This is a genomic window from Tenacibaculum ovolyticum DSM 18103 (genome assembly GCF_000430545.1).
Classification (GTDB): domain Bacteria; phylum Bacteroidota; class Bacteroidia; order Flavobacteriales; family Flavobacteriaceae; genus Polaribacter; species Polaribacter ovolyticus.
Genome location: NZ_KE387164.1, coordinates 68,446 through 94,971, shown reverse-complemented (window position 1 = coordinate 94,971; position 26,526 = coordinate 68,446). Strand labels below are relative to the sequence as shown.

The 26,526-nt window shown below is 29.9% G+C and carries 26 protein-coding genes; 12 read left to right on the top strand and 14 right to left on the bottom strand.

Annotated elements, in window-relative coordinates:
• Positions 1-51: 51 nt before the first annotated feature.
• From H518_RS0115145 to H518_RS0115135, 3 genes are all read right to left on the bottom strand, one after another.
• A complete protein-coding gene (locus tag H518_RS0115145) occupies positions 52-555 on the bottom strand; it encodes a DUF3575 domain-containing protein (RefSeq protein WP_028889851.1) in 504 nt (167 codons plus the stop codon).
• A 215-nt stretch (positions 556-770) separates the two neighbouring features.
• Positions 771-2,876, bottom strand: a complete 2,106-nt coding sequence (feoB, locus tag H518_RS0115140) for a ferrous iron transport protein B (RefSeq protein WP_028889850.1) — start codon at positions 2,874-2,876, stop codon at positions 771-773.
• 3 nt (positions 2,877-2,879) lie between these two features.
• Positions 2,880-3,104 carry a FeoA family protein gene (locus H518_RS0115135; protein WP_028889849.1) on the bottom strand — a complete coding sequence of 75 codons (225 nt, stop codon included), beginning with the start codon at positions 3,102-3,104 and terminating at the stop codon, positions 2,880-2,882.
• 122 nt (positions 3,105-3,226) lie between these two features.
• Here H518_RS0115135 and H518_RS0115130 point away from each other — a divergent pair, with 122 nt between their 5' ends.
• Genes H518_RS0115130 through H518_RS0115120 form a run of 3 tightly spaced genes read left to right on the top strand, consistent with a single transcriptional unit; the run spans position 3,227 to position 6,636 of the window.
• Positions 3,227-4,378, top strand: a complete 1,152-nt coding sequence (locus H518_RS0115130; protein ID WP_028889848.1) for a DNA polymerase III subunit — start codon at positions 3,227-3,229, stop codon at positions 4,376-4,378.
• A gap of 59 nt (positions 4,379-4,437) precedes the next feature.
• Entirely contained in the window at positions 4,438-5,850 is a 1,413-nt protein-coding gene (locus H518_RS0115125; RefSeq protein WP_028889847.1) for a sensor histidine kinase, read from the top strand.
• A gap of 3 nt (positions 5,851-5,853) precedes the next feature.
• A complete protein-coding gene (locus H518_RS0115120) occupies positions 5,854-6,636 on the top strand; it encodes an enoyl-CoA hydratase/isomerase family protein (RefSeq protein ID WP_028889846.1) in 783 nt (260 codons plus the stop codon).
• A gap of 331 nt (positions 6,637-6,967) precedes the next feature.
• On the opposite strand, the gene H518_RS0115115 is transcribed toward H518_RS0115120, so the two are convergent.
• Complete coding sequence (locus tag H518_RS0115115) at positions 6,968-7,621, bottom strand: HD domain-containing protein (protein ID WP_028889845.1); 654 nt, start codon at positions 7,619-7,621, stop codon at positions 6,968-6,970.
• A gap of 80 nt (positions 7,622-7,701) precedes the next feature.
• Positions 7,702-8,691: an aspartate-semialdehyde dehydrogenase gene (locus H518_RS0115110; protein WP_028889844.1), complete on the bottom strand. Its 990-nt coding sequence runs from the start codon at positions 8,689-8,691 to the stop codon at positions 7,702-7,704.
• Positions 8,692-8,917: 226 nt separating this feature from the next.
• On the opposite strand from H518_RS0115110, the gene trhO reads away from it, so the two are divergent.
• Genes trhO through dinB form a run of 4 tightly spaced genes read left to right on the top strand, consistent with a single transcriptional unit; the run spans position 8,918 to position 12,566 of the window.
• The gene (gene trhO / locus H518_RS0115105; RefSeq protein ID WP_028889843.1) at positions 8,918-9,949 is read left to right on the top strand and encodes an oxygen-dependent tRNA uridine(34) hydroxylase TrhO; all 1,032 of its coding nucleotides are present in this window, start codon (positions 8,918-8,920) and stop codon (positions 9,947-9,949) included.
• A gap of 4 nt (positions 9,950-9,953) precedes the next feature.
• Positions 9,954-11,201 carry a peptidase U32 family protein gene (locus H518_RS0115100; protein WP_028889842.1) on the top strand — a complete coding sequence of 416 codons (1,248 nt, stop codon included), beginning with the start codon at positions 9,954-9,956 and terminating at the stop codon, positions 11,199-11,201.
• Positions 11,201-11,431 carry a ferredoxin gene (locus H518_RS0115095; RefSeq protein WP_028889841.1) on the top strand — a complete coding sequence of 77 codons (231 nt, stop codon included), beginning with the start codon at positions 11,201-11,203 and terminating at the stop codon, positions 11,429-11,431. Before H518_RS0115100 ends, H518_RS0115095 begins: the two co-directional genes overlap by 1 nt.
• A gap of 52 nt (positions 11,432-11,483) precedes the next feature.
• Positions 11,484-12,566 carry a DNA polymerase IV gene (gene dinB / locus H518_RS0115090; protein ID WP_028889840.1) on the top strand — a complete coding sequence of 361 codons (1,083 nt, stop codon included), beginning with the start codon at positions 11,484-11,486 and terminating at the stop codon, positions 12,564-12,566.
• Here dinB and H518_RS0115085 read toward each other — a convergent pair.
• From H518_RS0115085 to rplU, 4 genes are all read right to left on the bottom strand, one after another.
• Positions 12,563-14,476, bottom strand: coding sequence for a tetratricopeptide repeat-containing sensor histidine kinase (locus H518_RS0115085; protein WP_028889839.1), 1,914 nt, complete (start codon positions 14,474-14,476; stop codon positions 12,563-12,565). The genes dinB and H518_RS0115085 overlap by 4 nt on opposite strands.
• A gap of 3 nt (positions 14,477-14,479) precedes the next feature.
• Entirely contained in the window at positions 14,480-15,214 is a 735-nt protein-coding gene (locus tag H518_RS0115080; RefSeq protein WP_028889838.1) for a LytR/AlgR family response regulator transcription factor, read from the bottom strand.
• Positions 15,215-15,747: 533 nt separating this feature from the next.
• Positions 15,748-16,008, bottom strand: coding sequence for a 50S ribosomal protein L27 (gene rpmA, locus H518_RS0115075; protein ID WP_026776612.1), 261 nt, complete (start codon positions 16,006-16,008; stop codon positions 15,748-15,750).
• Between the two features lie 23 nt (positions 16,009-16,031).
• Positions 16,032-16,517, bottom strand: coding sequence for a 50S ribosomal protein L21 (gene rplU / locus H518_RS0115070; RefSeq protein WP_028889837.1), 486 nt, complete (start codon positions 16,515-16,517; stop codon positions 16,032-16,034).
• A gap of 207 nt (positions 16,518-16,724) precedes the next feature.
• Between rplU and H518_RS0115065 the strand changes: the two genes are divergently transcribed.
• Both H518_RS0115065 and H518_RS0115060 read left to right on the top strand, forming a co-directional pair.
• Entirely contained in the window at positions 16,725-18,038 is a 1,314-nt protein-coding gene (locus H518_RS0115065) for a M16 family metallopeptidase (protein ID WP_028889836.1), read from the top strand.
• A 23-nt stretch (positions 18,039-18,061) separates the two neighbouring features.
• Positions 18,062-20,110, top strand: coding sequence for a M16 family metallopeptidase (locus H518_RS0115060; RefSeq protein ID WP_028889835.1), 2,049 nt, complete (start codon positions 18,062-18,064; stop codon positions 20,108-20,110).
• 55 nt (positions 20,111-20,165) lie between these two features.
• On the opposite strand, the gene H518_RS0115055 is transcribed toward H518_RS0115060, so the two are convergent.
• Complete coding sequence (locus H518_RS0115055) at positions 20,166-21,038, bottom strand: DMT family transporter (protein WP_028889834.1); 873 nt, start codon at positions 21,036-21,038, stop codon at positions 20,166-20,168.
• 89 nt (positions 21,039-21,127) lie between these two features.
• On the opposite strand from H518_RS0115055, the gene H518_RS0115050 reads away from it, so the two are divergent.
• From H518_RS0115050 to H518_RS20000, 3 genes are all read left to right on the top strand, one after another.
• The gene (locus H518_RS0115050; protein WP_240472527.1) at positions 21,128-21,619 is read left to right on the top strand and encodes a cation transporter; all 492 of its coding nucleotides are present in this window, start codon (positions 21,128-21,130) and stop codon (positions 21,617-21,619) included.
• 85 nt (positions 21,620-21,704) lie between these two features.
• Positions 21,705-22,721: a COX15/CtaA family protein gene (locus H518_RS0115045; RefSeq protein WP_028889832.1), complete on the top strand. Its 1,017-nt coding sequence runs from the start codon at positions 21,705-21,707 to the stop codon at positions 22,719-22,721.
• Between the two features lie 3 nt (positions 22,722-22,724).
• Complete coding sequence (locus H518_RS20000; RefSeq protein WP_043707104.1) at positions 22,725-22,988, top strand: hypothetical protein; 264 nt, start codon at positions 22,725-22,727, stop codon at positions 22,986-22,988.
• 1 nt (position 22,989) lies between these two features.
• Here the strand turns inward: H518_RS20000 and gldD are convergent, their stop codons facing one another.
• The 4 genes from gldD to mutY are packed head-to-tail and all read right to left on the bottom strand — an operon-like array spanning position 22,990 to position 26,396.
• Positions 22,990-23,541, bottom strand: coding sequence for a gliding motility lipoprotein GldD (gene gldD / locus H518_RS0115035; protein WP_028889831.1), 552 nt, complete (start codon positions 23,539-23,541; stop codon positions 22,990-22,992).
• Positions 23,534-24,862: a gliding motility-associated protein GldE gene (gldE, locus tag H518_RS0115030; RefSeq protein ID WP_028889830.1), complete on the bottom strand. Its 1,329-nt coding sequence runs from the start codon at positions 24,860-24,862 to the stop codon at positions 23,534-23,536. Before gldE ends, gldD begins: the two co-directional genes overlap by 8 nt.
• Before the next feature lie 19 nt (positions 24,863-24,881).
• A complete protein-coding gene (locus tag H518_RS0115025; protein WP_028889829.1) occupies positions 24,882-25,313 on the bottom strand; it encodes a single-stranded DNA-binding protein in 432 nt (143 codons plus the stop codon).
• Positions 25,314-25,352: 39 nt separating this feature from the next.
• The gene (mutY, locus tag H518_RS0115020; protein ID WP_028889828.1) at positions 25,353-26,396 is read right to left on the bottom strand and encodes an A/G-specific adenine glycosylase; all 1,044 of its coding nucleotides are present in this window, start codon (positions 26,394-26,396) and stop codon (positions 25,353-25,355) included.
• Positions 26,397-26,526 lie beyond the last annotated feature (130 nt).

Genomic DNA, 26,526 nt, shown 5'->3' with positions numbered 1-26,526 from the left:
TTCGTTTTAAGAGAACTTCTAAAAATTATTCTTTTAAATACACTTCTATTATTAAAACCTATATCCTAAGTTAATACCAACTCTTGGTACAACTGAACGAGACTCTGAAGTAAACATATTTCTTCCTAAACCAGCATAAACATCAACAACAAAACCTCCTGAAGATATATATTTAGAACCTATAGCTATACCTAAGGCACCATCTGTATACTCTTTATATTGTTTTACCATACTTCCTGCAACCTTAACTTCATTTTCTCCTGTATTAATACCTAAGAAAACTTCTCCAAAATAATTCCAATTACTACTATCTGTAAAATAATGACGGAAATATGGAGTAATCATTCGTTTTTCATTGTATTTAAAATCCGCTGATCTTTTTTCAAAATTAAATAATGCTGATACTCCTACCGATGAACGACTACTTGTATAGTATTCATAAGAAAGTTCTACTGTCTTAAATGCCAGTGCATCTAAAATATCAACTTTTACTTCTTGTTGTGCTTGTGCGAATGAACTGATAAAAAGCACAGCTATCAAAAATATTTTTTTCATATTTAAATTTTAAATCAATTATAGTTTGAATTAATTATCAATTATAATACCACAAAAATACGTTAATTGTAAAACATCTTATAAATTCTAACTATTTTATTAAGAACAATTGCAATCAGTATCACAGCCATTACTTTTACTATTTTTAATAAAAAATTTCTTTATTAAAAACAACATCGCTAAAACTACTGCCACATAAGTAAATATCTCTTGCATTAACGTAAAATTTGATAAGCTATAAAAGCTGATAAATAAGCCAAACCTCCCATACCAACTAACTGTACAATTGGCCATTTCCAACTTTTAGTTTCTCTTTTTACAATAGCTAAAGTAGCCATACATTGCATAGCAAAAGCATAAAACAATAATAAAGACATTCCTGTCGCAAAATTAAAACGTTTTTCTCCAGTTTCTAAATTTATCTCTGAAGCCATTTTCTCTTTAATTGTTGTAATATCATCATCGTTATTCTCAACACTATAAATTGTAGCTAAAGTTCCTATAAATACTTCTCTTGCTGCAAATGATGCTATTAATCCAACTCCAATTTTCCAATCATAACCTAAGGGTTTTACAACTGGCTCTATTACCTTACCTGCTATTCCTATGTAAGAATTTTCTAGTTTAGCTGAGGCTATTTTCTGCGATAATTCTGCTTCTGACAATTGTTTATTTGCAACATTTTCAATTACATTTTTTTCTGCATTTTTATAAGAAGAAGGTCCATTAGATGCTAAGAACCACAATACAATTGATATTGCTAAAATTATTTTTCCTGCCCCAAAGACAAAAGCTTTTGTTTTCTCTAACACATCTAAAAATACATTTTTAGCTGACGGAAGCTTGTAATTAGGCATTTCCATCACAAAAAATGAAGTATTTTTAATTTTTAATGTTTTATGTAAAATATAAGCTCCTATAATTGCTGCACCAAAACCAAGAATATACAGCCCTAGTAAAGTAAATCCTTGCAAACTTAAAAGTCCGAATATTTTGGTATCTGGAATTATTAAAGCTATTAAAATTGCATACACTGGTAAGCGTGCAGAACAAGTTGTAAACGGCACAACCAAAATTGTGATTAAACGCTCTTTCCAGCTAGAAATGGTACGTGTTGCCATTATTGCAGGAATAGAACATGCAGTTCCTGAAATTAACGGAATCACACTTTTACCACTCATACCAAAACGTCTCATGATTTTATCCATCAAAAATACAACTCTACTCATATACCCCGTCTCTTCAAGAATGGCTATGAAAAAAAATAAGATTGCTATTTGTGGAATAAAGATAATAACTCCTCCTATACCTGGAATAATTCCTTCGGTTAACAAATCAGTAAACATACCTGTTGGTAAATTCGATTTCGTAATTTCTGCAATATTAGCAAACAAACCATCAATTAAATCCATTGGGGTAGATGCCCAATCAAAAACTGATTGAAAAATCAATAATAATAATCCAAAGAAAATAACGTAACCAAATATTCTATGCGTAAAAACTTTATCTAACTTCGATCGTAAATCTGTTGCTTTAGAAGCATCAATTTTATATGTCTTCTTTAAAATTGAATTGATTTTTTGGTACCGATAAATTGTTTCTTTATGCTGATATTTTTTTTGTTTAGAATCAGTATCTTTAAACGCTTGTAATTGTTTTATTTCATCTTCAGAAAGCATTGATGTGTCTTTCTTGGTGAGCATCATCCATAATTCGTATGACGAAAAATTAGCGCTCTTTTTTGATAATGCATTAAAATATTCAGCATCAATTTTATTCGAAATCTCTTTAAAATTAGAATACTTTTTTAATGTTTTGTAATTAATAATTTCTTCTTTTAAATCTGCAATCCCTTGATTATTTCTAGCAGAAATTAAAACTACTTTTGTTTGTAATTCTTTTTCTAAATTTTCAATATCAATAGAAATTCCTTTACGCTCTAATTGATCTGCCATGTTTATGGCTAAAATCATAGGTATTTCTAAATCTTGAATTTGAGAAAACAGTAATAAGTTTCGTTTCAAGTTCTCTACGTCAGCAACGATAACAATTACATCAGGTTGCTCATCTTTTTTAGAGTTTAATAACGTTTTTAAAACAATACTTTCATCTATTGAAGTTGGGTTTATACTATACGTTCCAGGTAAATCAGTTATAATTGCTGATTTATTCTTTGGCAACTTACAAACTCCTTGTTTTTTATCGACCGTTACTCCTGGGTAATTACCAACTTTTTGGTTTAAACCTGTTAATTGATTAAATAATGATGTTTTTCCTGTATTCGGGTTTCCTATTAAAGCTACTTTAATACGCTTATTCATCAGTTATATTTTGGTAATTACAATTTGACAGGCAATTTCTTTTCTTATTGCTAAATGACTTCCATTTACACATATATACATAGGGTCTTTTAAAGGAGCAAGCTGTAATAGCTCAACTTCTGTTCCTGGCAAACACCCCATTTCTAATAATTTTAGTGGAATTATATCTAAACTTTCTTCCGATATAATACCTCTTTCTCCGATATGTAAAGTTGCTATTGAGTTCAAATGACATGTATAAATTGGCTTGCAAAGATACTAAAATAGAACCATTCTAAACAATAGAACCCTAATAATCTCTAGTTTCTTATATTTGTTGTTCTCTGTATTTGAAATCTTATATTTGTTGCATGACTTTCGATCAAATCATAGGACAAGACCACATAAAAAAACATTTACAACAATCGGCCGAAAACAACCGAATACCACATGCACAGCTTTTTGTTGGCAAAGAAGGTAGTGGTACATTACCTATGGCTATTGCTTATGCCCAATATTTATTGTGCAGTACATCAAACAACAGCGAAGCGTGTAACATAAAATGCGCTAAATTACAGCATCCAGATTTGCATTTTGCTTTTCCTGTTACGACTAATGATTCGGTAAAAAAACATCCTGTAAGTAATTTGTTTTTAAACGACTGGAGACGCTTTATAGAAGAACAACCTTATGGTAGTTTATTTAATTGGTCTCAACATATTGGTGTAGAAAACAAACAAGGTCAAATTGGAGTAGATGAAGCTCAAGATATTGTTAAAAAACTACAATTAAAATCTTACGAAGGAGGTTTTAAGGTTATGATTATTTGGATGGCTGAAAAAATGAACATTGCAGCTTCAAATAAATTATTAAAACTTATCGAAGAACCACCTAGTAAAACTATTTTCTTATTAATCACAGAAGATGAAGAGCAGATTATAAATACTATAAAATCTCGTTGCCAAGCTTTATATCTACCTTCTTTGGGAGACACAGATATTACTAACGCTTTAGTTAAAAACGAAAAAATATCAGAAAATGAGGCTGCTAAAATAGCGCACCAATCTGAAGGAAATTACAATAAAGCACTTCATATCTTAAATAACAATTCAAATGATTTAATTTATGAAGAGTGGTTTATTACATGGATTCGTGCAGCATTTAAAGCCAAAGGAAATGCAGCTGTTATTCAAGATTTAATTGGCTGGTCTGAAGCTATTGCCAAATCTGGTCGTGAAACACAAAAACAATTTCTACAATATTGTTTGCAATTTTTCAGACAAGCATTATTATTAAACTATGGCGCTCCTGATTTAGTTTTTTTAGAAACGAAATCAGCTAATTTTCAACTATCAAAATTTGCACCTTTTATACATAGCACAAATATCTTAACTATTGAAAAAGAAGTAAGTGATGCTCAATATCATATTGAACGAAACGGAAATGCTAAAATAATTTTATTAGATTTATCAATTAAATTAACTCGCCTTTTACACACCAAAGAAGAAAAAGTTAAATCATAAAACCTAAAATATTGCTAAACATTAACAACATATCGTTACGAATTAGAATTTTCTTATCAATGATACTACTTGTATTATTGGCATCTATTTTAATCGTGAGTGTTACCATTCTTCAATATGGTGAACAAACTGATGAATACAATATACAACGTTTCAACAGAAAAGAAAGTGCTACAAAACATGACATTGAAATAGAATTAAAACGTAAAACTACCTATCCTGTTACTACAGATAATCTATCTAAGATTTTTCAAGATCGTATAAGTGACATTGCTTATGTTCATAAACTTACCATATCTATGTATGATATGAACGGGGAACTTTTAAAATCATCTATTCCATATAATTTTGACAAGAAAAAAGGTGTCAATTTAACCGCTGCAACCGTTACTGAACTTGCGAATAATTCTGATCATAAAATTTTAAAAAATAGAACTGATAAAGGAATAACTTATCAATCATCATACACTTACATAAATGATACTCGTTTTAAAAGAATTGGTGTTTTAGAATTAAAAATAGCACAAGACAACGAAAAACAAAAACAAGAATTACGTGAATTTATTTCAAGTTTACTCCTTGTTTACTTACTAATGTTCATAATCGCTATTTCATTAGCTTACTTTTTATCAAGTTACATTACACGATCTATTCAAACAATTTCTGAAAAAATAAAAGAAACTCATTTAAACAAACGAAATGAAAAAATAACACTAAATTCTGCTAGTTCAGAAATAAACTCTTTGGTTAATTCTTATAATAACATGATTGATCAACTAGAAGAAAGTGCTGTAAAATTAGCTCAGAGCGAACGTGAGCAAGCTTGGAGGGAAATGGCAAAACAAGTTGCTCATGAAATTAAAAACCCACTAACACCAATGCGCCTTTCGGTACAAAGTTTTGATAGAAGATTCAACCCTGAAGACCCAAAGATTAGAGAAAAAATGTCGGAATATAGCGAAACCCTTATTCAACAAATAGATGTAATGGACTCTATTGCTTCTGCTTTTTCAAATTTCGCAAAAATGCCAAATCAGCGTCGAGAAGAGTTAGATGTTGTTGATGTTGTAAAACACTCATTAGATATTTTCTCTGAAGATTATATTCATTACATAACCGAAGAAAAAGAGTTATTTGCCAACTTAGACAAAACTCAATTAATTAGAATTGTAACCAATCTAGTTAAAAACGCTACGCAGTCAATTAAAGAAAATGAGCAAAACCCTAGAATCGAAGTAAAAGTAACTTCTAGCGGAAACAATGTAAAAATCATCGTTTCTGACAATGGAAAAGGTATTGCTAACGAAAATAAAAAACTAATTTTCGAACCTAAATTCACTACTAAAACAAGTGGTATGGGACTAGGATTACCAATGATTAAAAATATAATTGAAGCTTATGATGGTTCTATAAACTTTACCTCAAAAGAAGGTATTGGAACTGTCTTTACTGTAATTTTACCTAAAATTTAATAAATGAATTTCGAAAACATTTTAGTTGATACTACTAACGGATTATCAACAATTACAATCAACAGACCAAAAAAACTTAATGCATTAAATAGCGCAACAATTAAAGAATTAGGTACAGCTTTTGAAACCTTAGAGGATGATAAGAACGTTAATGCAATTATTATCACGGGAAGCGGAGAAAAAGCTTTTGTTGCTGGCGCAGACATCTCTGAATTTGCAAATTTCTCTATAGAAGAAGGTGGTAAATTAGCTAAATTAGGTCAAGAATCTTTATTTGATTTAGTAGAAAACTTATCTACACCTGTAATTGCCGCAATAAATGGTTTTGCTTTAGGTGGTGGATTAGAGTTGGCAATGGCTTGTCATTTTAGAATTGCTTCAGAAAATGCTAAAATGGGATTACCAGAAGTTTCATTAGGTGTAATACCAGGTTATGGTGGAACGCAGCGTCTACCTCAGCTTGTAGGTAAAGGAAAAGCAATGGAATTAATTATGACAGCTGGTATGATTTCAGCAGATGAAGCTAAACAATGTGGCTTAGTAAACCACGTAGTATCTCAAGATGAATTATTACCATTAGCAGAGAAACTAACCAGCAAAATAATGCGTAACTCTTCTGTTGCAATTAGCGCGGCAATAAGAGCTATAAATGATAACTTTAAAGACGGTATAAATGGCTATGAAACTGAAATAGTTGAATTTGGTGATTGTTTTGGCACTGATGACTTTAAAGAAGGGACAACTGCTTTTTTAGAAAAAAGAAAGCCAAATTTCCCAGGAGCTTAATACTAAACTCATCTTGTAAACTAAATTTCTATTAAAAAAAAGCAAACCCAAAACATATATGTTTTGGGTTTGCTTTTTTTATTAACTCTAAATAAACACCTTAATTAGAAATAATTTAATACATCAAAAAGAACCTAATAAGAACCAACCTTATAAACAAAAATAGCACCATATTTACATATAGTGCTATCTTTAAAAGATTTAGGGGAATTTAATTAATAAGGGGATTATTAACAAGTACAATATATCATTAAAATTCAACAAACACTAGGTTTTACTGAAAATATTTTAAACAAAAAAAGATAAAATTACATAATCATCAGAAAAACAATTAATTAACCCCATTGTATTCATCAAGGAATTTATTTACAAAATCCTCCATAAATTCATGTCGCTGTTTTGCAAGCTCTTTTCCTGTATTAGTATTAAATTTATCTTTTAATAATAACAGTTTTTCATAAAAATGATTTAAAGTAGGAGCTGTAGAATTTTTATACTCTTCCTTGGTCATATTCAATTTTGGAGGAATATCAGGATTGTATAATTCTCTATTTTTAAACCCTCCATAATTAAAGCAACGTGCAATTCCTATTGCTCCAATTGCATCTAACCTATCTGCATCTTGAATAACATCTAATTCTAATGAATTAAACTCTTGCTTAAAATTACCACCTTTAAAAGATATATTTTTAATTATATTTTCAATATGAATAATCACAGCTTCACTAACACTTTCACTCTCTAAAAAATAACGCGCTTTTTTAGGTCCAACAGTTTCATCTCCTTCATAAAACTTACTATCTGCTATGTCATGTAACAATGCTCCTAAAGCTACAACAAAACCATCTACTTTTTCATTCTTAGCAATTAACATCGCATTTTTATATACTCTTTCTATATGAAAGTAATCATGGCCTCCTTCTGCTCCTTTTAGTGTTTCTTTTACGAACGTTTTCGTACTATTTATTATTTGCTCTTTATCCATCATTCTTCAAAAATAAAAAAATCCCATGCCAATTAGCACAGGATTTTATTAATATAGTTTCTAACGTTATAATATTTTTTTTAAACCAAACTATTAGCAACTAAATACTCAGCAATTTGTATCGTATTTGTTGCTGCTCCTTTACGTAAATTATCAGCAACAATCCACATATTTAAAGTATTTGGTTGAGATTCATCCCTTCTAATTCTACCTACAAAAACTTCATCTTTATTGTGTGCTAGAATTGGCATAGGATATACATTCTCTTGTACATTGTCTTGTACAATAACACCATCCGTTTTACCTAACAACTCACGTACTTTATTTAAATCAAAATCGTTCTCAAATTGAACATTTACTGCTTCTGAATGTCCACCTGCTGTGGGTATTCTAACAGCTGTAGCTGTTACAGAGAAAGAATCATCACCTAAGATTTTCTTTGGTTCTTTTACCAGTTTCATTTCTTCTTTAGTGTATCCATTTTCTAAAAACACATCACAATGTGGTAAAGCATTTCTTCCTATTGGATGAGGATATACCATTTCTCCTTCAATTCCAGCTTCTTCGTTATCTAATTGCTGAACAGCTTTAACACCTGTTCCTGAAACTGACTGATAAGTTGAAATTACTACCCGTTTCATTTTATATTCATTATGTAACGGACCTAACGCCATTACTAGTTGAATTGTAGAACAGTTTGGGTTTGCTATAATTTTATCTTCTTTAGTTAAAACACTTCCATTAATTTCTGGAACCACTAATTTCTTAGTTGTATCCATTCTCCATGCAGATGAATTATCTATTACCGTAGTACCAACTTCAGCAAATTTTGGAGCCCATTCTAATGATGTTTCACCTCCTGCTGAAAATAAAGCAATATCTGGTTTCATAGAAACCGCTGTTTCTAAACCTACAATAGTATAATTTGTTCCTTTATACTCAATTTGTTTTCCAACTGAACGCTCTGATGCTACAGGAATTAACTCTGTTATAGAAAAATTACGTTCCGCTAATACTTGTAACATTACATTACCTACCATTCCGGTAGCTCCAACGACTGCTACTCTCATTTTTTATTTATTTTATGATGTGAAAATATTTATTTAACTGTTACAAAGATTTAAAAAAAAGAATTGGTTGCATCTCTTTTTAGTGAAAACTTTAACTAAAATTGAAAAAATCATCAAATTAAAGCAAAAAGTATTGTTTTAAACATTAAACCTCAAAAAATCAGTACATTTGCATCGATTTTCAGATAAAATCGTAACATTTTGTATAACTTAAAAAAAGTATAGCATGCAACTGTACAACAAGTTAAGCGCAAAAGAACGCGCTGCATTAATTGACGAAGCCGGAAAGGATCGTTTAACTATTTCATTCTATCAATACTTTAAGATAGAAAACCCAACTTTATTTAGAAATAAATTATTCCTAGAATGGAACGCTTTAGAAGTATTAGGACGTACTTATGTTTCACACGAAGGAATAAATGCTCAAATATCTGTACCCGCAGAATTTTTTTTAAAACTAAAAGAACAATTAGATGCAATTTCTTTTTTAAAAGACATTCGTTTAAATGTTGCTGTTGAGCAAGACAATAAATCATTTTTAAAACTAAAAGTAAAGGTTCGTAACAAGATTGTTGCTGATGGATTAAATGATGACACATTTGATGTTACCAATAAAGGAGTTCATTTAAATGCAAAAGAATTTAACGATATGTTAGCAGATCCAAACACAATTTGTGTAGATATGCGTAATCATTACGAAAGCGAAATCGGCCATTTTGATGGAGCTGTAACCCCTGATGTAGATACATTTCGTGATTCTTTAGATATTATCGAGGAAGATTTAAAAGACAATAAAGAAGATAAAAACTTATTAATGTATTGCACTGGTGGAATTCGTTGCGAAAAGGCCTCTGCCTACTACAAACATAAAGGTTTTAAAAATGTTTTTCAGTTAGAGGGAGGGATCATAGAATATACTCGCCAAGTAAAATCTGAGGATATTGAAAATAAGTTTATTGGTAAAAATTTTGTTTTCGATCACCGAAGAGCAGAACGTATTACCGACCATGTAGTTTCTAACTGCCATCAATGTGGGGAGCCTTGTGATGATCACGTAAATTGTGATAATCAGGCTTGTCATCTTTTGTTTATTCAGTGTACATCTTGTTCTGAAAAAATGAACACTTGTTGTTCTGATGAATGCAAGGAAATAGCTGCGTTACCTTTTGAAGAACAAAAAGAACTACGTAGAGGTAAAGGAAATAGCAACAAGATTTTTAAAAAAGGGAGATCTGAAGCATTAAAGTTTAAAAAATAAACACATGCAGAAGATTGAACTAATGGCGCCAGCTGGTAATTTTGAATCATTACAGGCTGCTTTAGACAACGGTTGTGATTCAATATATTTCGGCGTCGAACAATTAAATATGCGAGCTAGAGCCACAGTTAATTTCACTTTAGATGATTTAGAAGAAATTTCGGAACGCTGTGCTAAAAAAAATGTTAGAACCTACTTAACTTTAAATACAATTGTATATGATCATGACTTATCAATTGTAAAAACTTTAATAAAAAGAGCAAAACAAGCTAATATTACCGCTGTAATAGCAATGGATCAGGCTGTCATTTCTATAGCACGGTCAGAAGAAATGGAAGTTCATATCTCTACTCAAATTAACATTACGAATATTGAAACAGCAAAGTTTTATGCAATGTTTGCTGATACAATTGTATTAAGTAGAGAATTAAGTTTACGTCAAGTAAAAAAGATTACTGAACAGATTGAAAAAGAAGAAATAAAAGGACCTTCTGGACGACTATTAGAAGTCGAAATTTTTGGTCACGGTGCTTTATGTATGGCTGTTTCAGGAAAGTGCTACATGAGCTTACACTCACATAATTCATCCGCAAATCGAGGTGCTTGTAAACAAAATTGTCGTAAAAAATATACCGTAATCGATCAAGAATCTGGTTTTGAAATGGAATTAGACAATGAGTATATAATGTCTCCTAAAGATTTATGTACTATTGATTTTTTAGATCAAGTTGCAGATGCAGATATTAAAGTATTAAAAATTGAAGGAAGAGGTCGTGCTCCAGAATATGTAGCTAAAGTAATTAAATGTTATAGAGATGCTATTGATAGCTTGGCTAATGGAACTTACGATAAAGATAAAGTAATTTCTTGGATGCTAGAACTCGAAAAGGTTTATAATCGTGGTTTTTGGAACGGGTATTACTTAGGGCAAAAACTAGGTGAATGGAGTAAGGAACCAGGATCACATGCTACACAGAAAAAAGTATATTTAGGTAAAGGTGTTCATTATTTTTCTAAGGCAGAAATTGGCGAGTTTAAAATTGAAGCGTACGACTTAACTATTGGTGATACTATTTTAATTACAGGCCCAACAACAGGAGCTAAAGAAATGGAGCTGAAAAATATGTTTGTAAACGACAAAGAAGCCCAAATAGCATCGAAAGGAGACGAAGTAACGATGAAATTAGATTTCAAAATTCGCCCTTCAGATAAATTATATAAAATTGTGAAAACAGAATTTTCTAAAAACTAATGATTGTAATTACCCTACAAAGAAACAAATGTATTGGTTGTAATTACTGTGTTGAAGTAGCACCAGCTCAATTTCAAATGTCTAAAAAAGACGGAAAATCAGTGTTACTACATGCAACTGAAAAAAAAGGTTTTTTTACCATAAAAACACACGATGACACTATTTTTGAAACCTCACTCGAAGCAAAAAAAGCTTGTCCTGTTAAAATCATTGAAGTAAAACAATTATAATTTACTACTTTAAAAAGCGCTCTAAGAGAGCGCTTTTTTTTATTTTTAACCAATGGAACCACAACCGCCTTATCGAAAAATTATTCATGTTGACATGGATGCCTTTTATGCCTCGGTAGAGCAATTAGATGACCCCAGCTTAAGAAATAAACCTCTTGCTGTTGGTGGTAATGAAGTACGTGGTGTAGTTTCTGCTGCTAGTTATGAAGCTCGTAAATTTGGCGTAAAATCGGCAATGAGTGGAGCATTAGCAAAACAAAAGTGCCCACATTTAATTTTTGTTCCTCCTAGATTTCATCGCTACAAAGAAATATCCTCTAAAATCAGAGCTATATTTTATGATTATACCGATTTAGTTGAACCGCTTTCTTTAGATGAAGCATACCTAGATGTTACCGAAAATAAAAAAAGCAACCTATCAGCTAGTTTAATTGCACAAGAAATCCGTCAACGCATATGGGATGAATTAAAACTAAGAGCCTCTGCCGGAATATCAATAAATAAATTTATAGCTAAAGTTGCCTCTGACATTAACAAGCCTAATGGTCAAAAAACAATTAACCCTAATGAAGTAATCCCTTTTTTAGAACAGCTTTCTGTAAATAAATTTTATGGTGTTGGTAAAGTTACTGCTGCTAAAATGTATAATTTAGGCATCTTTACAGGCTTAGATTTAAAGAAAAAATCACTAGATGAACTATCTCTTCTATTCGGTAAATCAGGTTTACATTATTACAATATTGTAAGAGGAATTCACAATAGTAAAGTAAAACCAAATCGTGTTAGAAAGTCAATTGCAGCAGAAACTACCTTTAATGAAAATTTATCTTCTGAAATTTTCATGCTAGAACGACTTGATGGAATTGCTAATGAACTAGAGCAAAGAATGAAAAAATCCAATACTAAAGGAAAAACCATTACTTTAAAAATAAAATATAGCGATTTCACTCAACAAACCAGAAGCAAAACGATTAACCATTACATTCAAGAAAAAGAAGCATTTTACCCAATTATTAAAGATCTCTTATTTCAGGAATCATTAAAAAATTCCGTTAGACTTCTAGGTATATCTTTTAGCAATTTAGATACCGAAAAAAAAGAACCGATTTGGGTACAATTAAAATTTAAATTTTAAATTATTGGTATTTTCAAAGACACCCTTGTTCCTTCTACATCTCCACTCTCATCAACTAAATCGGTATAAACTAATGAATAGTTATTTTGAAACTGTGTAGAAAAATTCTTTAATCTCTCTTTAGTTAAATCAATACCTATAGATTTTCTATTTAACGACTTATTGCTTTTAATTATAAAGGCCTGTTTACGTCCTATACCATTATCTTCTATATTAATCTGAATAAATTCATCTGAAATTTTATTAACAGATAATTGAACTTTTTTTTCTCCTTTTTTTGAAGACAATCCATGCCAAATCGAATTTTCTAAAAAAGGTTGCAAAATTAACGGAGGTACTTTAATTGTTTCTGAACTCAAATTTTCATCTAAAATTTCTCTATAACTTATTTCGTTTGAAAAACGTATGTTTTCAATACTCATATACAAGTTCATTGTTTTAAGTTCCTCTGCAAGAGTCACCTCTTTTACCGTAGTAGACTCTAATATATTTCGGATTAACTTAGAAAATTTATTCAAGTAATGAACCGCATTTTTTTGCTCATTATTAATAATATATAACTTAATAGAATTCAATGCATTAAACACAAAATGTGGATTCATCTGAATCCTTAAAGCTTCTTGCTCTAAAAGCAAGATTTGTTTGTCATTTTTTAATAAACGCTGTCTATAAACTGAATATAATAACACTCCAAATAAAGCTATTGAAATCAACGCAATGATTAAAATATTACGATTTCTTGTTAATTTTAATTTAGCTATTTCATTTTCTCTTGCTAAATTTTTTATTTTATTACTAATAACCTCAGTATCATACACACTAATAAGACTATTTACATAACGAATATTCTTATTTGTAAATGCTTTTTTTTCTATTTCAATAGACTTTTTGTAAAATATTAAAGCTTTATTATAATCTTCCTTTTTTATATATAATTCAGACATATAACTATATGACCTACCTAAGCTTAATGAAGTATTCTTTTCTAACCCAATTTCGAGGGATTTTTCCAAATAAATCTGAGATTCCTCTAGCTTATTCATTTTTAAAAAAACCAGCCCTAATGTATTATAAGTCTCAGATAAATGATAATTACTTCCTATTTTTTCTGCAATGTCAACTACTTTTATAATAGATTTATAAGCATCTTCATACCTACCCTTTTTTATTAAAATATCAGAAATATTATTATGACAAATTACTTCCCCTAATTTATCTTTATTTACCGTATTATATCTTAATGCTTTTTGATAACTACCTAAAGCTAAGTCTAAATACCCAATATTTTTATAAGCAAACCCAATATTTTGATTATTAATAGCTAATCCCTTAACATGGTTTAGCTCTAATTGTATTGCAATTGATTCATTAAACTTATTTAGAGCTCTTTCATATTGTTTTAAACTTAAATAAATATTACCTAAACTATTAATCGAAATAATTTTACTAATCTTAAAAGAATCACTAGGATCCTCTATTTTAGATATAATACTTAAAGCCGACTGATGATAGTTTAATGCCATTCTAATTTTATCTTGTCGCTGATAAATGATCCCTAGCTGGTTTAATGTTACAACTTCCGCCTCTTTACTCTTTGCTTTAATTGAAAGCGCTAACGCCTCTCTATAAAGATCTACAGCGATGTCATATTCTTTAGACTTTCTTAATAACCTTCCTTTTAAATTTTTAGCAAAAATTTCCCCTAAATAATACTCATTCTTTCCACTATTAACTAATAGTAAGTTGATTTGCTTATCTGTAAATTGATTTCTTTTAAAATACTTTTGAAGTTTATAGTAATCAAGCTCTTTATTTTCTAATGCGTTTATAATTAAACTATCAACATTTTTTTGTGAAAAACAGGTACCTGTAATTATTAAAGAAACAATTGCTATTAAGAAAGTTTTCATTTTTTAAAATTTTTCTAAGAAATCAGATTTCCGTTGGCGTGAAACAGGTATTTTATGGTTATCCTCTAAGATAACATAACCATCTGATTTTAAAAATTCTTTAATCTTATTTAAATTAATAATAAATGAATTATGGATTCTAAAAAAATGATCTTCGGGCAGTAATTGATTTATCTCCTTAAGTTTTTTTGTTACAACAATTTTTTTATTGTTAATAATATGTATTGAACAATAATTACCATCAGACTCTACAAATAAAATTTCTGATTGTTCTAAAAAAACAAGTTTCCCATCTGTATTTATAGTTATTTTCTTCCTATTAAACTTCTCGTTAAAATTTGATAGTATTTTTTCAAACTTCTCATTATTATTATTTTTAATATAATGATTTTTAACTCTACCAAGCGTTTCTTCTAAATCGTCAGAATCAATAGGTTTTAAAAGGTAATCAATCGCTTCGCTTTTTAATGCCTTAATAGCATATTCATTATAAGCTGTAGTAATAACTACAGCAAAGTCTTTTCTATCTAACTTTTCAAGTAGCTGAAAACCATCCATTGTTGGCATCTCAATATCTAAAAAAAGACAATCAATAGAATTCTCATTAATATATTTAATAGCCTCTTCAGCTACTGTAAATGTTTGTATGATTTCTAAATCATTATTAAAATTAGATAACTCCCAAGATAGACCTTGTATGGCTTTTGGTTCATCATCTACGATTACAGCTTTTAACATAAAGTTCGATTTATATCAAATGTAACTGATATTAACGTAAAATTAAAATCTAAAAAAGCCACTTCAAACACTATAGTAACCTTAAATTAACCTAAAAAAAGAAAACAAGAACCATTTATACATAATTCCATACTGTTTACACATAAGTAGTTTAATAAAATATATTTTAGACGCATATTTGCAGTATAATACACAAGGGGAATCATATTGATAAATTGGGGAATTATTCAATAATGATATTAAAAAAAGCATTACTTCTAGTAATGCTTTTTTATTTTATAATAATTTTAGAAGTTTAATTGATAAATATTAGACTACAAACTCTAGCCACTTGCCAACAAACACGTTTAACGTTAAAAGCCTAAATGCTATTCAAACAAATAAAATAGCACTCTACCTACAAAGCCCCAATGCACAACACTTACAAACCTTAATAACCACTTACTGACTCTTAAATATTATTTAATTTAAAGACATAAAAAAAAGCTTAAACAATAAATTGTTTAAGCTTTTAATTTAATAAAATATTTTTATTAAGCTTCGAAAGGAGTTACAGAAACATATGATCTGTTATCTCTTTTCTTTCTAAACTCAACTACACCATCAACTTTAGCATGTAAAGTATGATCTTTACCCATGTAAACATTTTCACCTGGGTTGTGAGTTGTTCCTCTTTGACGAACAATTATATTACCTGCAATTGCAGCTTGTCCTCCAAAAATCTTTACTCCTAGTCGTTTCGATTCTGATTCTCTACCATTCTTCGAACTACCGACACCTTTTTTATGAGCCATCTCTGTAAGTTTTTAAAGTTAAATTATTTGCTTAACGCTTCAATTAATTCAGCTTTCTTTAAAGAAGTATACCCAGTAACACCAGATTCTTTAGCTAAAGCTTTTAATTCAGCAACAGTCATAGAACTTAAATCCTTAGCTTCTGATTTTACCTCAGTCTTAGGAGCTTCTTTTTTAGCCGCTGTTTTTTTAACACCAGATGCAGAAATTCCTTCGATTTGAATCTCAGTTAAATACTGTCTGTGTCCGTTTTTCTTCTTGTAACCTTTTCTTCTTTTCTTCTTGAAAACGATTACTTTATCACCTTTTAAGTGACCTAATACTTTTGCAGTTACTCCTGCACCTGCTATAGCTGGGGCGCCAATAGTTACGTTCCCTTTGTCTTCAATTAGCATTACGTTATCAAAAATTACTTCTGATCCTTCTGCCTCTTGTAAACGGTGTACGTATACTTTTTGGTCTTTTGCTACTTTAAATTGCTGCCCTGCTATCTCTACGATTGCGTACATACTTTTTGTTTTGCGTTATACTTAATTCACACTTTCTTCATGAAAATGCGGGTGCAAATATACGTTTGTTTAAATCAACAAACAACCTATAACTCAGAAATTTACTGCTATTTTTAATAAATTTTTAAAAGTATATTAAAAAATGTAACAAACCGCTTAACTTCACGTCATATACACCAATTATCAGTTAAAACTAAAAATTTATCAATGAAAAAAAGTATTACAACTCTTGCTGCTGCTTTGTTTATTGGCTTTTCAGCGAATGCACAAAAGGTTGAGTTTGAAGAGTACGATTTAAACAACGGAATGCATGTAATTTTACATCAAGACAAATCTGCACCTGTAGTAACAACAGCAGTAATGTACCATGTTGGTGCAAAAGATGAGCAACCAAACAGAACAGGTATGGCTCACTTTTTTGAACATTTATTGTTTGAAGGAACAAAAAATATTAAAAAAGGAGAGTGGTTTAAAATTGTTTCTTCAAACGGAGGAAAGAACAATGCTAATACTACTGATGACAGAACATATTACTACGAAGTATTTCCTTCTAACAACTTAGAGTTAGGTTTATGGATGGAATCTGAACGTTTACTACACCCCGTAATTAACCAAGGAGGTGTTGATACGCAAAATGAAGTTGTTAAAGAAGAAAAAAGATTGCGTGTAGATAACCAACCTTATGGAAGTTTTCTAGAAAATGTTAAAAAGAACATTTTTAAGAAACACCCTTATAAAGGAACTACTATCGGAAAAATGAAACATTTAGATGATGCTACCTTAGCGGAGTTTTTAGCTTTTAATAAAAAATTCTACGTTCCAAATAACGCAACCTTAGTTGTTGCTGGAGATATTGATATACCTACCACTAAAAAAATGGTACAAGATTATTTTGGAGCAATTCCTAGAGGTGCTTATATTAAAAGAACAATTATAAAAGAAGATCCAATTACTAAGCAAATAAATGCAAAAGCATATGATGCTAACATTCAAATACCTGCAGTAATTAACGCATACAGAACTCCTTCTATGAAAACAAGAGAAGCAAGAGTTTTAGATATGATTTCAACTTACTTAAGTGATGGTAAAAGTTCTGTTTTATACAAAAAATTAGTAGATCAAAAGAAAATGGCTTTACAAGCTGGTGCTATTAACTTAAGTCAAGAAGATTATGGAACATATATTGTTTATGGTCTTCCTTTAGGAAAAACATCTTTAGCTGACTTAACAAAAGAAATTGATGAAGAAATAGTAAAACTTCAAACTAATTTAATTTCAGAAAAAGCATATCAGAAACTACAAAATAAATTCGAAAACAACTTTGTTAATTCTAATTCGAGTGTAGAAGGAATTGCAAACTCATTAGCTCGTTACAATGTATTATATGGAGATACTAATTTAGTAAATACTGAAATTAATATTTACCGCTCTATTACTCGTGAGGAAATTAAAGCTGCTGCAAAAAAATTCTTAAACCCTAATCAACGATTAGTTTTAGAATATTTACCAAAAAAGAAATAAGTTAAAAAGACATATAATATATTATGAAAACAAAAATAGTATCACTTATCGCAATTTTAGCAATGTCTTTTGCTACAACTGCACAAATAGATAGAAGCGTACAGCCCAAACCAGGACCTGCGCCAAAAGTACAGTTAGGAAAAGTAGATAAATTTACTTTACCAAATGGTTTACAAGTAATTATGGTAGAAAACCATAAGCTTCCTAGAGCTTCAGCAAGTTTATCAATTGAAAACATGCCAGTTATTGAAGGTAAAAAAACAGGTCTTTCTAACATGATGGGAAGTTTGCTAGGAAGAGGAACTGCCAATATCACAAAAGATGAGTTTAACGAAAAAGTAGATTATCTTGGAGCAAATGTTAATTTCTATAGTTCTGGAGCATCTGCAAGATCATTAAAAAAATACTTTCCAGAAGTATTAGGTTTAATGGCTGATGGAGTTAAAAATTCTCAATTCACTCAAGAAGAATTCGATAAAGAAGTAAAAGTTACATTAGATGGATTAAAATCTAACGAAAAAAGTGTAACTGCTATCGCAAGAAGAGTAGAAAGTGCTTTAATTTATGGTAAAAATCATCCTTATGGAGAATTTACAACCAAAGCTACTGTTAGTAACATTACATTAACAGATGTACAAAATAACTTTAATACTTACTACAAACCAAATAATGCTTATTTAGTAATTGTTGGAGATATTAATCCGTCAGCAACTAAAAAAATGGTGACTAAATTATTTGGTGACTGGAAAAAAGGAAATGTTCCTTCAGTTACTTTTGGAAAACCAGAAAACGTAAGTACTACAGAAATAAACTTTATCAACATGTCAAATGCAGTTCAATCAGAAATTGTAGTTGCAAATAACATCGATCTAAAATTAGGTGATAAAGATTATTATGCTGCTATATTAGCAAACAGCATTTTAGGAGGCGGTGGTACTGCTCGTTTATTCATGAATTTACGTGAAGATAAAGGATATACCTATGGTTCATACTCTAGCGTTAGACAAAACAAGCACGCGGCAACCTTTAGAGCAACTGCTAGTGTTCGTAATATAGTTACTGATAGTTCTGTTGTAGAAATACAAAAAGAAATCAATAAAATCCGCTACAAAAAAGCAACAGCTGAAGAATTAAAAAATGCAAAAGCAAAATATGTTGGAAACTTTGTAATGGAAGTTCAAAAACCTGCAACAGCTGCACGTTACGCTTTAAATATTGCTCGTTATAATTTGCCTTCAAACTTTTATGAAAACTATTTAAAAAATATTAATTCTGTAACTTTAGATGACGTTCAAAACGCAGCAATTAAATATTTTAAAGCTGATAAAGCTCGTATTATAATTACTGGTAAAGGAATTGATGTATTAAAAAATTTAGAAAAAAATTCTGACTATGTAATTAAGTATTTTGATAAGGAAGGAAATGCGACTTCTAAACCCGCAATGACATTACCTATTCCTGCAGGGATTACTGCATCTTCTGTAGTTGACAAATATTTTGATGCAATTGGAGGCAAAAATAAGGTTGCAGCTGTAAAATCTGTAAAGATTAGTTCTGAAGCGAAAGTTCAAGGAATGCAACTAAACTTAGTTCAAAAAAGTGCTGCTCCTAATAAATCTTCAATAGTTATTTCTATGGCAGGTAATGTTATGCAAAAAATTATTTTTGATGGAACAAAAGGCTATCAAGAAGCTCGTGGACAAAAGAAAGAATTGGCAGGAAAAGAATTAGAAGCTGCAAAGAAGAACATTTCTCTTTTTTCTGATGAAGCATATCGTAAAGGAACTTTAGATAGAATAGAGCCAATTAACGGCAAAAAAACATATGTAATTAAGCTTGATAAAAAAGAGATTTTTTATGACATGGAATCTGGCTTAAAACTTAAAGAAGTTTCAACAGTAAAAGGACCACAAGGAGAAGTTAAAGACCCTGTAGAATTCTCTAATTATAAAGAAGTAAACGGAGTTAAATTTCCTTATTTAATGGTTAGATCTATGGGACCAATGAAATTGAATTTTGAGGTAAAAGAAATAAAAATTAACGAAGGTGTTAGTGATGCTGATTTTCAGTAGATAATTTTTCACCTAAACTATATTGAAGAGTCAAAATGAAAGTTTTGACTCTTTTTTATTTTGCTTTATTTACTAACCAAACTCCAAATAAAATAATACCACCAGCAAACAGTTGAATAACACTTAATCGTTCTCCATCAATCAGCCCCCACATGACTGCAACAATTGGAATCAAATAAGTTACTGACGATGCAAAAATAGGAGATGATAGATGTACCATTTTATTAAACAATACTTTTGCTATTCCAGTACCAACAACCGATAAAACAGTAATATACCCCAAAGCAGTAGTGGTTTGATCATTTATTTCAAACGTTGAGAAGAAACCTGAAAACAACAAAACTAATGAGGCTGGAACAATTAATAATAAAAAGTTACCAGTTGTTATCGCTAACGCGTCTAAATCATATAAATACTTTTTAATAATATTTACATTAAAAGCATAACCTACTGATGAAAAAACAACTAAAAGAGCATACCAATAATTTTGATTAGGGTTTAATTCCGCTCCTTTTAAAATTAAAATAAGCGTACCAACTAACCCTACTAAAATCCCTAAAAATTGCTTCTTTTTAAAAGTAAAACCAAAAATTAAAGCTCCTAAAATAAAAGTATTAAAGGGAGTTAATGAACTTAAAATAGCTGAAATAGAACTATCTATTCCGTTAATTGCGAAAGCAAACATAAAGGCAGGAAAAAAAGTTCCTAACAAAGCAGTATATAAAATATAAAGCCAATGTTTTTTTTGAATTTTTTTGAGACTCTTAAAACCTATTAATAATAAAAACACTGCTGTAATTAATATTCTTAAAGCACCTAACTGAATAGGTGTTAACCCAACTAATGCTTTTTTTATTAAAATAAAAGAACTTCCCCAAACTAGTGAAAGTATTATTAAATACAACCATTTTCGCTGTTGATTACTCATTTTCAATTGAATTAAGTACAAAATTCGTTTATTTTTATATATAAACTCAATTTTATTAATAAATTTGCTTGATAACCCAATAACCCAAAATGATGAAAATTCAAAAAATAGTATTAGCCTTAGCATTTGTTAGTTTTTTAGCTATTAGTTGTAAAAACGAAGCAAAAAAAGAAGATATTAATAAAGAGCAAAAAACCGAAGTTGCTGCTAACACAAAAGAACTTTCTTTAAACATTTCAGGAATGACTTGCGAAATAGGTTGTGCTAAAAAGATAGCTTCTGATTTATCAAAAAAAGAAGGAGTTTTAGATGCTAAAGTTATATTTAACGATAGCGTTGCTACCGTAAAATACGATAGTAATATTACTAATAAAGCTGATTTAATTGCTTTTGTTGAAGGAATTGGTAGTGGTGACATGTATAAAGCTTCTGAAACAAGTAAAAAAGAGTGTACGGCAAAAACTGATGCTGAAAAAGAAGCATGTAAAAAGAAAGCAACATGTAAAAAAGGAAAAACTGACGAAAAAGCTTGTGCAAGTAATTGCAAAATGGAGTGTTGTGCTGAAACAACTAAAGCATAATTTACTTTTAAAATAAAAATCAAGCTCCTCAAATGAGGGGCTTTTTTTATGCGTTTATCTTATCTTTGTAAAAACTTTTCTTCTAATGAAAAAACACTTTCCGCTCATAGTAAAAATCAGCTTAATTTCTGTGTACCTTATTTTTTTAGCAGGTTCAGTAGTTCGTATGACAGGCTCTGGAATGGGGTGTCCTGATTGGCCAAAGTGTTTTGGGTATTATATTCCGCCAACCTCTGAAGAACAAATTACTTGGCAAGCCAATACTGACTATGAGGAAGGAATGATTATCGTTAAAAACAAAAAATTATTTGTTGCGGAAAATGATCTAAAAACCGAAAATGAGTTTAATAGTAGTAATTGGACAACATACAAAAAACACAGTTATGCTAAGTTTAATAAATTGCATACTTGGACGGAATATATCAACAGGTTATCATCTGCCTTAGCAGGAATTCCTTTTTTGTTTCTAATTTTTGTTTCTACTAAATTTTGGAGAGAGAAAAAGCTAATTACACTATTATCATTCGGCGCTTTCTTTTTAATGCTTTTTGAAGCTTGGTTAGGGAAAACTGTTGTTGACACGAATTTAAAACCAACAATTATAACCATTCACATGGTTGCAGGCTTGGTTATTGTTGCCTTATTATTATGGCTTCTATTTATTGTCTCTAACCGTAAGAAAACAACCTATAAACACAATTCTCTATTTAGTAAATTAATAATTATTTCTGCTGTTTTTTCATTGATTCAAATTGCCCTAGGAACTCAAGTTCGTCAATTTATAGATGAGCAAGTAAAGCTATTTGGTTTCGATAATAAACACTATAGTTTAATGAATCCTAACTTTAAATTTTACTTTCATCGTTCATTTACCATTGCAATTGTATTGATAAACCTAGCGATCTTTTATTTAAATCAAATAAAAAACTTAGGCTACAAGTTAGTAAATTGGATTGCTCTCTTAATTTCACTAGAAACCATTACCGGTATTTTAATGTATTATGCTGAATTCCCTTTAGGAACACAAGCAATACACTTACTTTCTGGAGCTATCTTATTTGGGCTACAGTTTTATTTATGGCTACAGAGTAGAAGGTTATAATTTATGACAGAAAAAGAAATAAATAGAAACAAACGAAGAGCAACTTCTTTAACTACTGAAGAATGGTTAGGCTTTTTCTTTGTACCTCTTAACATATCAAAAGGAATAATCGATGTTTTTCCTACAAATGATTTTAACACCACTGAAGAAAATAGATTTAGAAAATTTAATTTCGATAAAAAACTAAAACAATCTTACCTAGCTAGAGTTTTAGGCGTTTTTTTCTACTTTGTTTTGATTTTTATCTTTGTAATAATACTGTATTAAATTATTTCTCCCACTCCAAGGTTTCTAGCATTTGAATCATATCTTTCTTAATATATTCAACTGCTGGTAAAATAGAATCGTAATTAGGTTTGGTATAAAAGAACAATGATCCTTTTAAAAAGTGCTTTGTACTATCAGTAACATGAAACTGTATTTGAGATGCTGCATTACCAGAAATTTCACACATTTTACCATATACCTTTTTATCAGTATCAGCATAATCTCTCCAGGAAATATTATCTGCTTTCACTGTATGTTCTAACACCAGTTTTTCAGCCTCAATTAACAATTCTCTTAAATTATTAGTTACAGGTCGGTAGGTAATATGAACAGAAGCTTTTAATTTTGGATATTGAATTTTCAACCAATTTTTAGGTAAACTTTTAATTGTAGTGTTTTTTGACACATCAAAACGATAAGGTCTACTTTTATTTAATTTATTATAACCTAACTCAGGATATTCTAAACTTAAATAACCCTTAGGTTTTGGTAAAACATCTTCACCACAACCTACTAATAACACTACTGATATCAGTAATAAAAATTTACGCATTCCTTGTTGCTTTTATTTGTTTTATACGTTTTTTATCTAACGCTTCAATAGTGAACGTATAAATACTAAAGTTTATTTTATCTCCCTTTTTTGGAAACTTACCAAACACTTCTAAAATAAAACCCGCCAAAGTTTCACTTTCCCCTTTTGTCTCTTCGAACTTTTCCTCGTCATTATCTTCTAACACACGGCAAAAATCTCTAATAGTAATTTTTCCTTCAAAAATATAATTATTCCCATCAATCTTAGAATATGTTAAATCATCATCATCAAACTCATCATTTATATCCCCCACAATCTCCTCAATAACATCTTCTAAGGTCACAATCCCACTAGTTCCACCATATTCATCAACAACAATTGCCAAGTGCTTTTTCATCTCTTGAAATTCACTTAACAAATCGTCTAATTTTTTGTTTTCAGGCACAAAAAAGGCTTCTCGTAATAATTTTTGCCATTGAAAATTCTTCTCACTTAAATAAGCTAACAAATCTTTTGCATATAAAACACCTCTAATATTATCTACATTTTCGTGATACACAGGAATTCTTGAATATCCGTTTTTTAAGATTATTTTTAAAACCTCATTATATGACGTATCGTCTGAAATAGCACAAACATCTGTTCTTGGCTTCATAATCTGTACAGTTTCAGTATTTCCAAAACTTACAATTCCCTCTAAAATTTTCTGTTCTTCTTTTGTTGTTGCTCCACTAGAAGTTAATTCTAATGCTTGTGATAAACGCTCTACTGAAAGATTATTATTTTTATTCCCTAGCTTATTTTCAACAACACTTGTTAACTTTATAAGCGGTGTACTTAAGGGGGTTAAAAAAAAATTTAACGCTTTTATAGGCTTTGCCATAAAGCTAGCAAATTGCATCGATTTTCTTGTTGCATATACTTTTGGTAACACTTCTCCGAATAATAAAATTAAAAAAGTAATTAATACAATTTCAATTAAAAAAAGTACAGGTACTTTAAACAGGTATAAATCTAATTGGTAATCTAAGCTAGAAAACAACACTTTACCAATGCTAGAAAAAAGCAATACAATAAGAATATTAATAAAGTTATTTGTTATTAAAATTGTGCCTAATAATTTTTTAGGATTATCAAGGAGTTTTACAACTGTATTTTCTTCTTTTGATGAAGATGAAAGCGCATCTAACTGGGTTTTTGAAATGGAAAAAAAAGCTACTTCAGCTCCAGAAACTAAAGCAGATAAAACTAATAAAAAAAGTAATACCAAGCTGTTGATCATAGTCAATAAATCAATGTTTGGTAATGCTAAAAACAAGGAGTTGGGGTCTGTATCCAATTGTTAAATTTTAAATAAACTAAAATGGTAAATCATCTTCTTTCTGAGGAATAACATTAGGTGTTTCGGCATTCTTTTCAATAGGATTAATATTGGATGGTGTATTATTAGGATCTTTTTTTGTTGATAAAAAAGTCATTTCTTGCACCTGAATTTCTGTTGCATATCGTTTTTGCCCATCTACCTCATATTGACGTGTTTTTATCCGACCTTCACAATAAACTTTATCTCCTTTTGTCAAATATTTCTCACAAATCTCAGCTAATTTATTACGCACCACAATATTATGCCACTCTACATTCGTTATTTTTTCTCCTGTTTGACGATTAGTATATGTTTCGTTAGTAGCTAAAGGAAAACGCCCAACTGAGTTACCTCCTTCAAAATAATGCATTTTTAATTCATCACCTAAATGACCTATTAAAATAACTTTATTTATTGTTCCCGCCATAGCTTACATATTTGTGTAAAATCAAATATACAAATTTTACTATCTCTTATTTAAAAAATTGTTTAAAAAATTATCAATTAATACTGGCACTGGAAATTCCTTAATAACATCCCAATAAACAGTTTTCCGTTGAACATTTTTAATTTTCACAACCCAAAATTTTGTAAACAAATGTTGATGTGAAAGTTTATGAACTATCTCTTTTGTATTAAATAGCGACACCAATGTATCTTCAGGAAAAAGTAAAGAAAATTGCTCTTTAGAAACCAAATCCATTTCAGAAATTGACTCTTGAGTTTCTATAAGCGGAAATTGATATAAACCTTGCCAAATACCTTTCCCCTCTCTTTCTTCAATAATTGTTTTATTATTAGCTGTAACCGTAACTAAAAAATTAAAATATCTTTTTTTAATTTTAACTTTTTTCTCTTTTACAGGAAGTTCTTTTACTTGTTTTTTTTCTAAAGCAACACAACCATTAGATAACGGGCAACAATCGCATAACGGATTTTGAGGCTTACATTGTAATGCACCAAAATCCATAATAGCCTGATTATAGATACCTGGTTGAGATTCATCAATTAATGTTTGTGCCAACTCTTTAAATTCTTTTATTCCTTTTATTGAATTAATTGGCGTGCTAATTCCAAAATAACGAGACAAGACTCTATATACATTACCATCAACAACAGCAACTGGCTCATCATAACAAATTGATGCTATCGCAGAAGCTGTATAATCCCCCACTCCTTTTAACTTCAATAATTCTTTATAACTCTTCGGAAAAACGCCATTAAATTCATTTGCAATATGCTTTGCTGTAAAATGCAAGTTTCTAGCCCTTGAATAATACCCTAACCCTTGCCATAATTTAAGCACTTTACTTTCATCAGCCTTTGCCAAATCAAATACAGTTTCAAATACTGTGGTAAACGTTAAAAAATAAGGTAAACCTTGTGCCACTCTCGTTTGCTGAAGCATAATTTCACTCAACCAAACAAAGTATGGATCCTTAGTTTTACGCCAAGGCAAATCCCTTTTATTATTAAAATACCATGTTAAAAGATACTCATTCATAAACATTGTGGAAATTTTATTTTTCTATACTTTTTATCATTAATTATTCATCAACCTTAATGTTTCATTAACAAATAAAAAAAATTTTAATAAAATATTAAGATTTAAAGTAGGGTAAACAAGCTTAAAAATGTTA

Coding starts and splice junctions, on each gene's coding strand:
- H518_RS0115145 (WP_028889851.1), bottom strand. CDS start 555: ATGAAAAAAATATTTTTGATAGCTGTGCTTTTTATCAGTTCATTCGCA.
- feoB (WP_028889850.1), bottom strand. CDS start 2,876: ATGAATAAGCGTATTAAAGTAGCTTTAATAGGAAACCCGAATACAGGA.
- H518_RS0115130 (WP_028889848.1), top strand. CDS start 3,227: ATGACTTTCGATCAAATCATAGGACAAGACCACATAAAAAAACATTTA.
- H518_RS0115125 (WP_028889847.1), top strand. CDS start 4,438: ATGATACTACTTGTATTATTGGCATCTATTTTAATCGTGAGTGTTACC.
- H518_RS0115120 (WP_028889846.1), top strand. CDS start 5,854: ATGAATTTCGAAAACATTTTAGTTGATACTACTAACGGATTATCAACA.
- H518_RS0115115 (WP_028889845.1), bottom strand. CDS start 7,621: ATGGATAAAGAGCAAATAATAAATAGTACGAAAACGTTCGTAAAAGAA.
- H518_RS0115110 (WP_028889844.1), bottom strand. CDS start 8,691: ATGAGAGTAGCAGTCGTTGGAGCTACCGGAATGGTAGGTAATGTAATG.
- trhO (WP_028889843.1), top strand. CDS start 8,918: ATGCAACTGTACAACAAGTTAAGCGCAAAAGAACGCGCTGCATTAATT.
- H518_RS0115100 (WP_028889842.1), top strand. CDS start 9,954: ATGCAGAAGATTGAACTAATGGCGCCAGCTGGTAATTTTGAATCATTA.
- H518_RS0115095 (WP_028889841.1), top strand. CDS start 11,201: ATGATTGTAATTACCCTACAAAGAAACAAATGTATTGGTTGTAATTAC.
- dinB (WP_028889840.1), top strand. CDS start 11,484: ATGGAACCACAACCGCCTTATCGAAAAATTATTCATGTTGACATGGAT.
- H518_RS0115085 (WP_028889839.1), bottom strand. CDS start 14,476: ATGAAAACTTTCTTAATAGCAATTGTTTCTTTAATAATTACAGGTACC.
- H518_RS0115080 (WP_028889838.1), bottom strand. CDS start 15,214: ATGTTAAAAGCTGTAATCGTAGATGATGAACCAAAAGCCATACAAGGT.
- rpmA (WP_026776612.1), bottom strand. CDS start 16,008: ATGGCTCATAAAAAAGGTGTCGGTAGTTCGAAGAATGGTAGAGAATCA.
- rplU (WP_028889837.1), bottom strand. CDS start 16,517: ATGTACGCAATCGTAGAGATAGCAGGGCAGCAATTTAAAGTAGCAAAA.
- H518_RS0115065 (WP_028889836.1), top strand. CDS start 16,725: ATGAAAAAAAGTATTACAACTCTTGCTGCTGCTTTGTTTATTGGCTTT.
- H518_RS0115060 (WP_028889835.1), top strand. CDS start 18,062: ATGAAAACAAAAATAGTATCACTTATCGCAATTTTAGCAATGTCTTTT.
- H518_RS0115055 (WP_028889834.1), bottom strand. CDS start 21,038: ATGAGTAATCAACAGCGAAAATGGTTGTATTTAATAATACTTTCACTA.
- H518_RS0115050 (WP_240472527.1), top strand. CDS start 21,128: ATGATGAAAATTCAAAAAATAGTATTAGCCTTAGCATTTGTTAGTTTT.
- H518_RS0115045 (WP_028889832.1), top strand. CDS start 21,705: ATGAAAAAACACTTTCCGCTCATAGTAAAAATCAGCTTAATTTCTGTG.
- H518_RS20000 (WP_043707104.1), top strand. CDS start 22,725: ATGACAGAAAAAGAAATAAATAGAAACAAACGAAGAGCAACTTCTTTA.
- gldD (WP_028889831.1), bottom strand. CDS start 23,541: ATGCGTAAATTTTTATTACTGATATCAGTAGTGTTATTAGTAGGTTGT.
- H518_RS0115025 (WP_028889829.1), bottom strand. CDS start 25,313: ATGGCGGGAACAATAAATAAAGTTATTTTAATAGGTCATTTAGGTGAT.
- mutY (WP_028889828.1), bottom strand. CDS start 26,396: ATGTTTATGAATGAGTATCTTTTAACATGGTATTTTAATAATAAAAGG.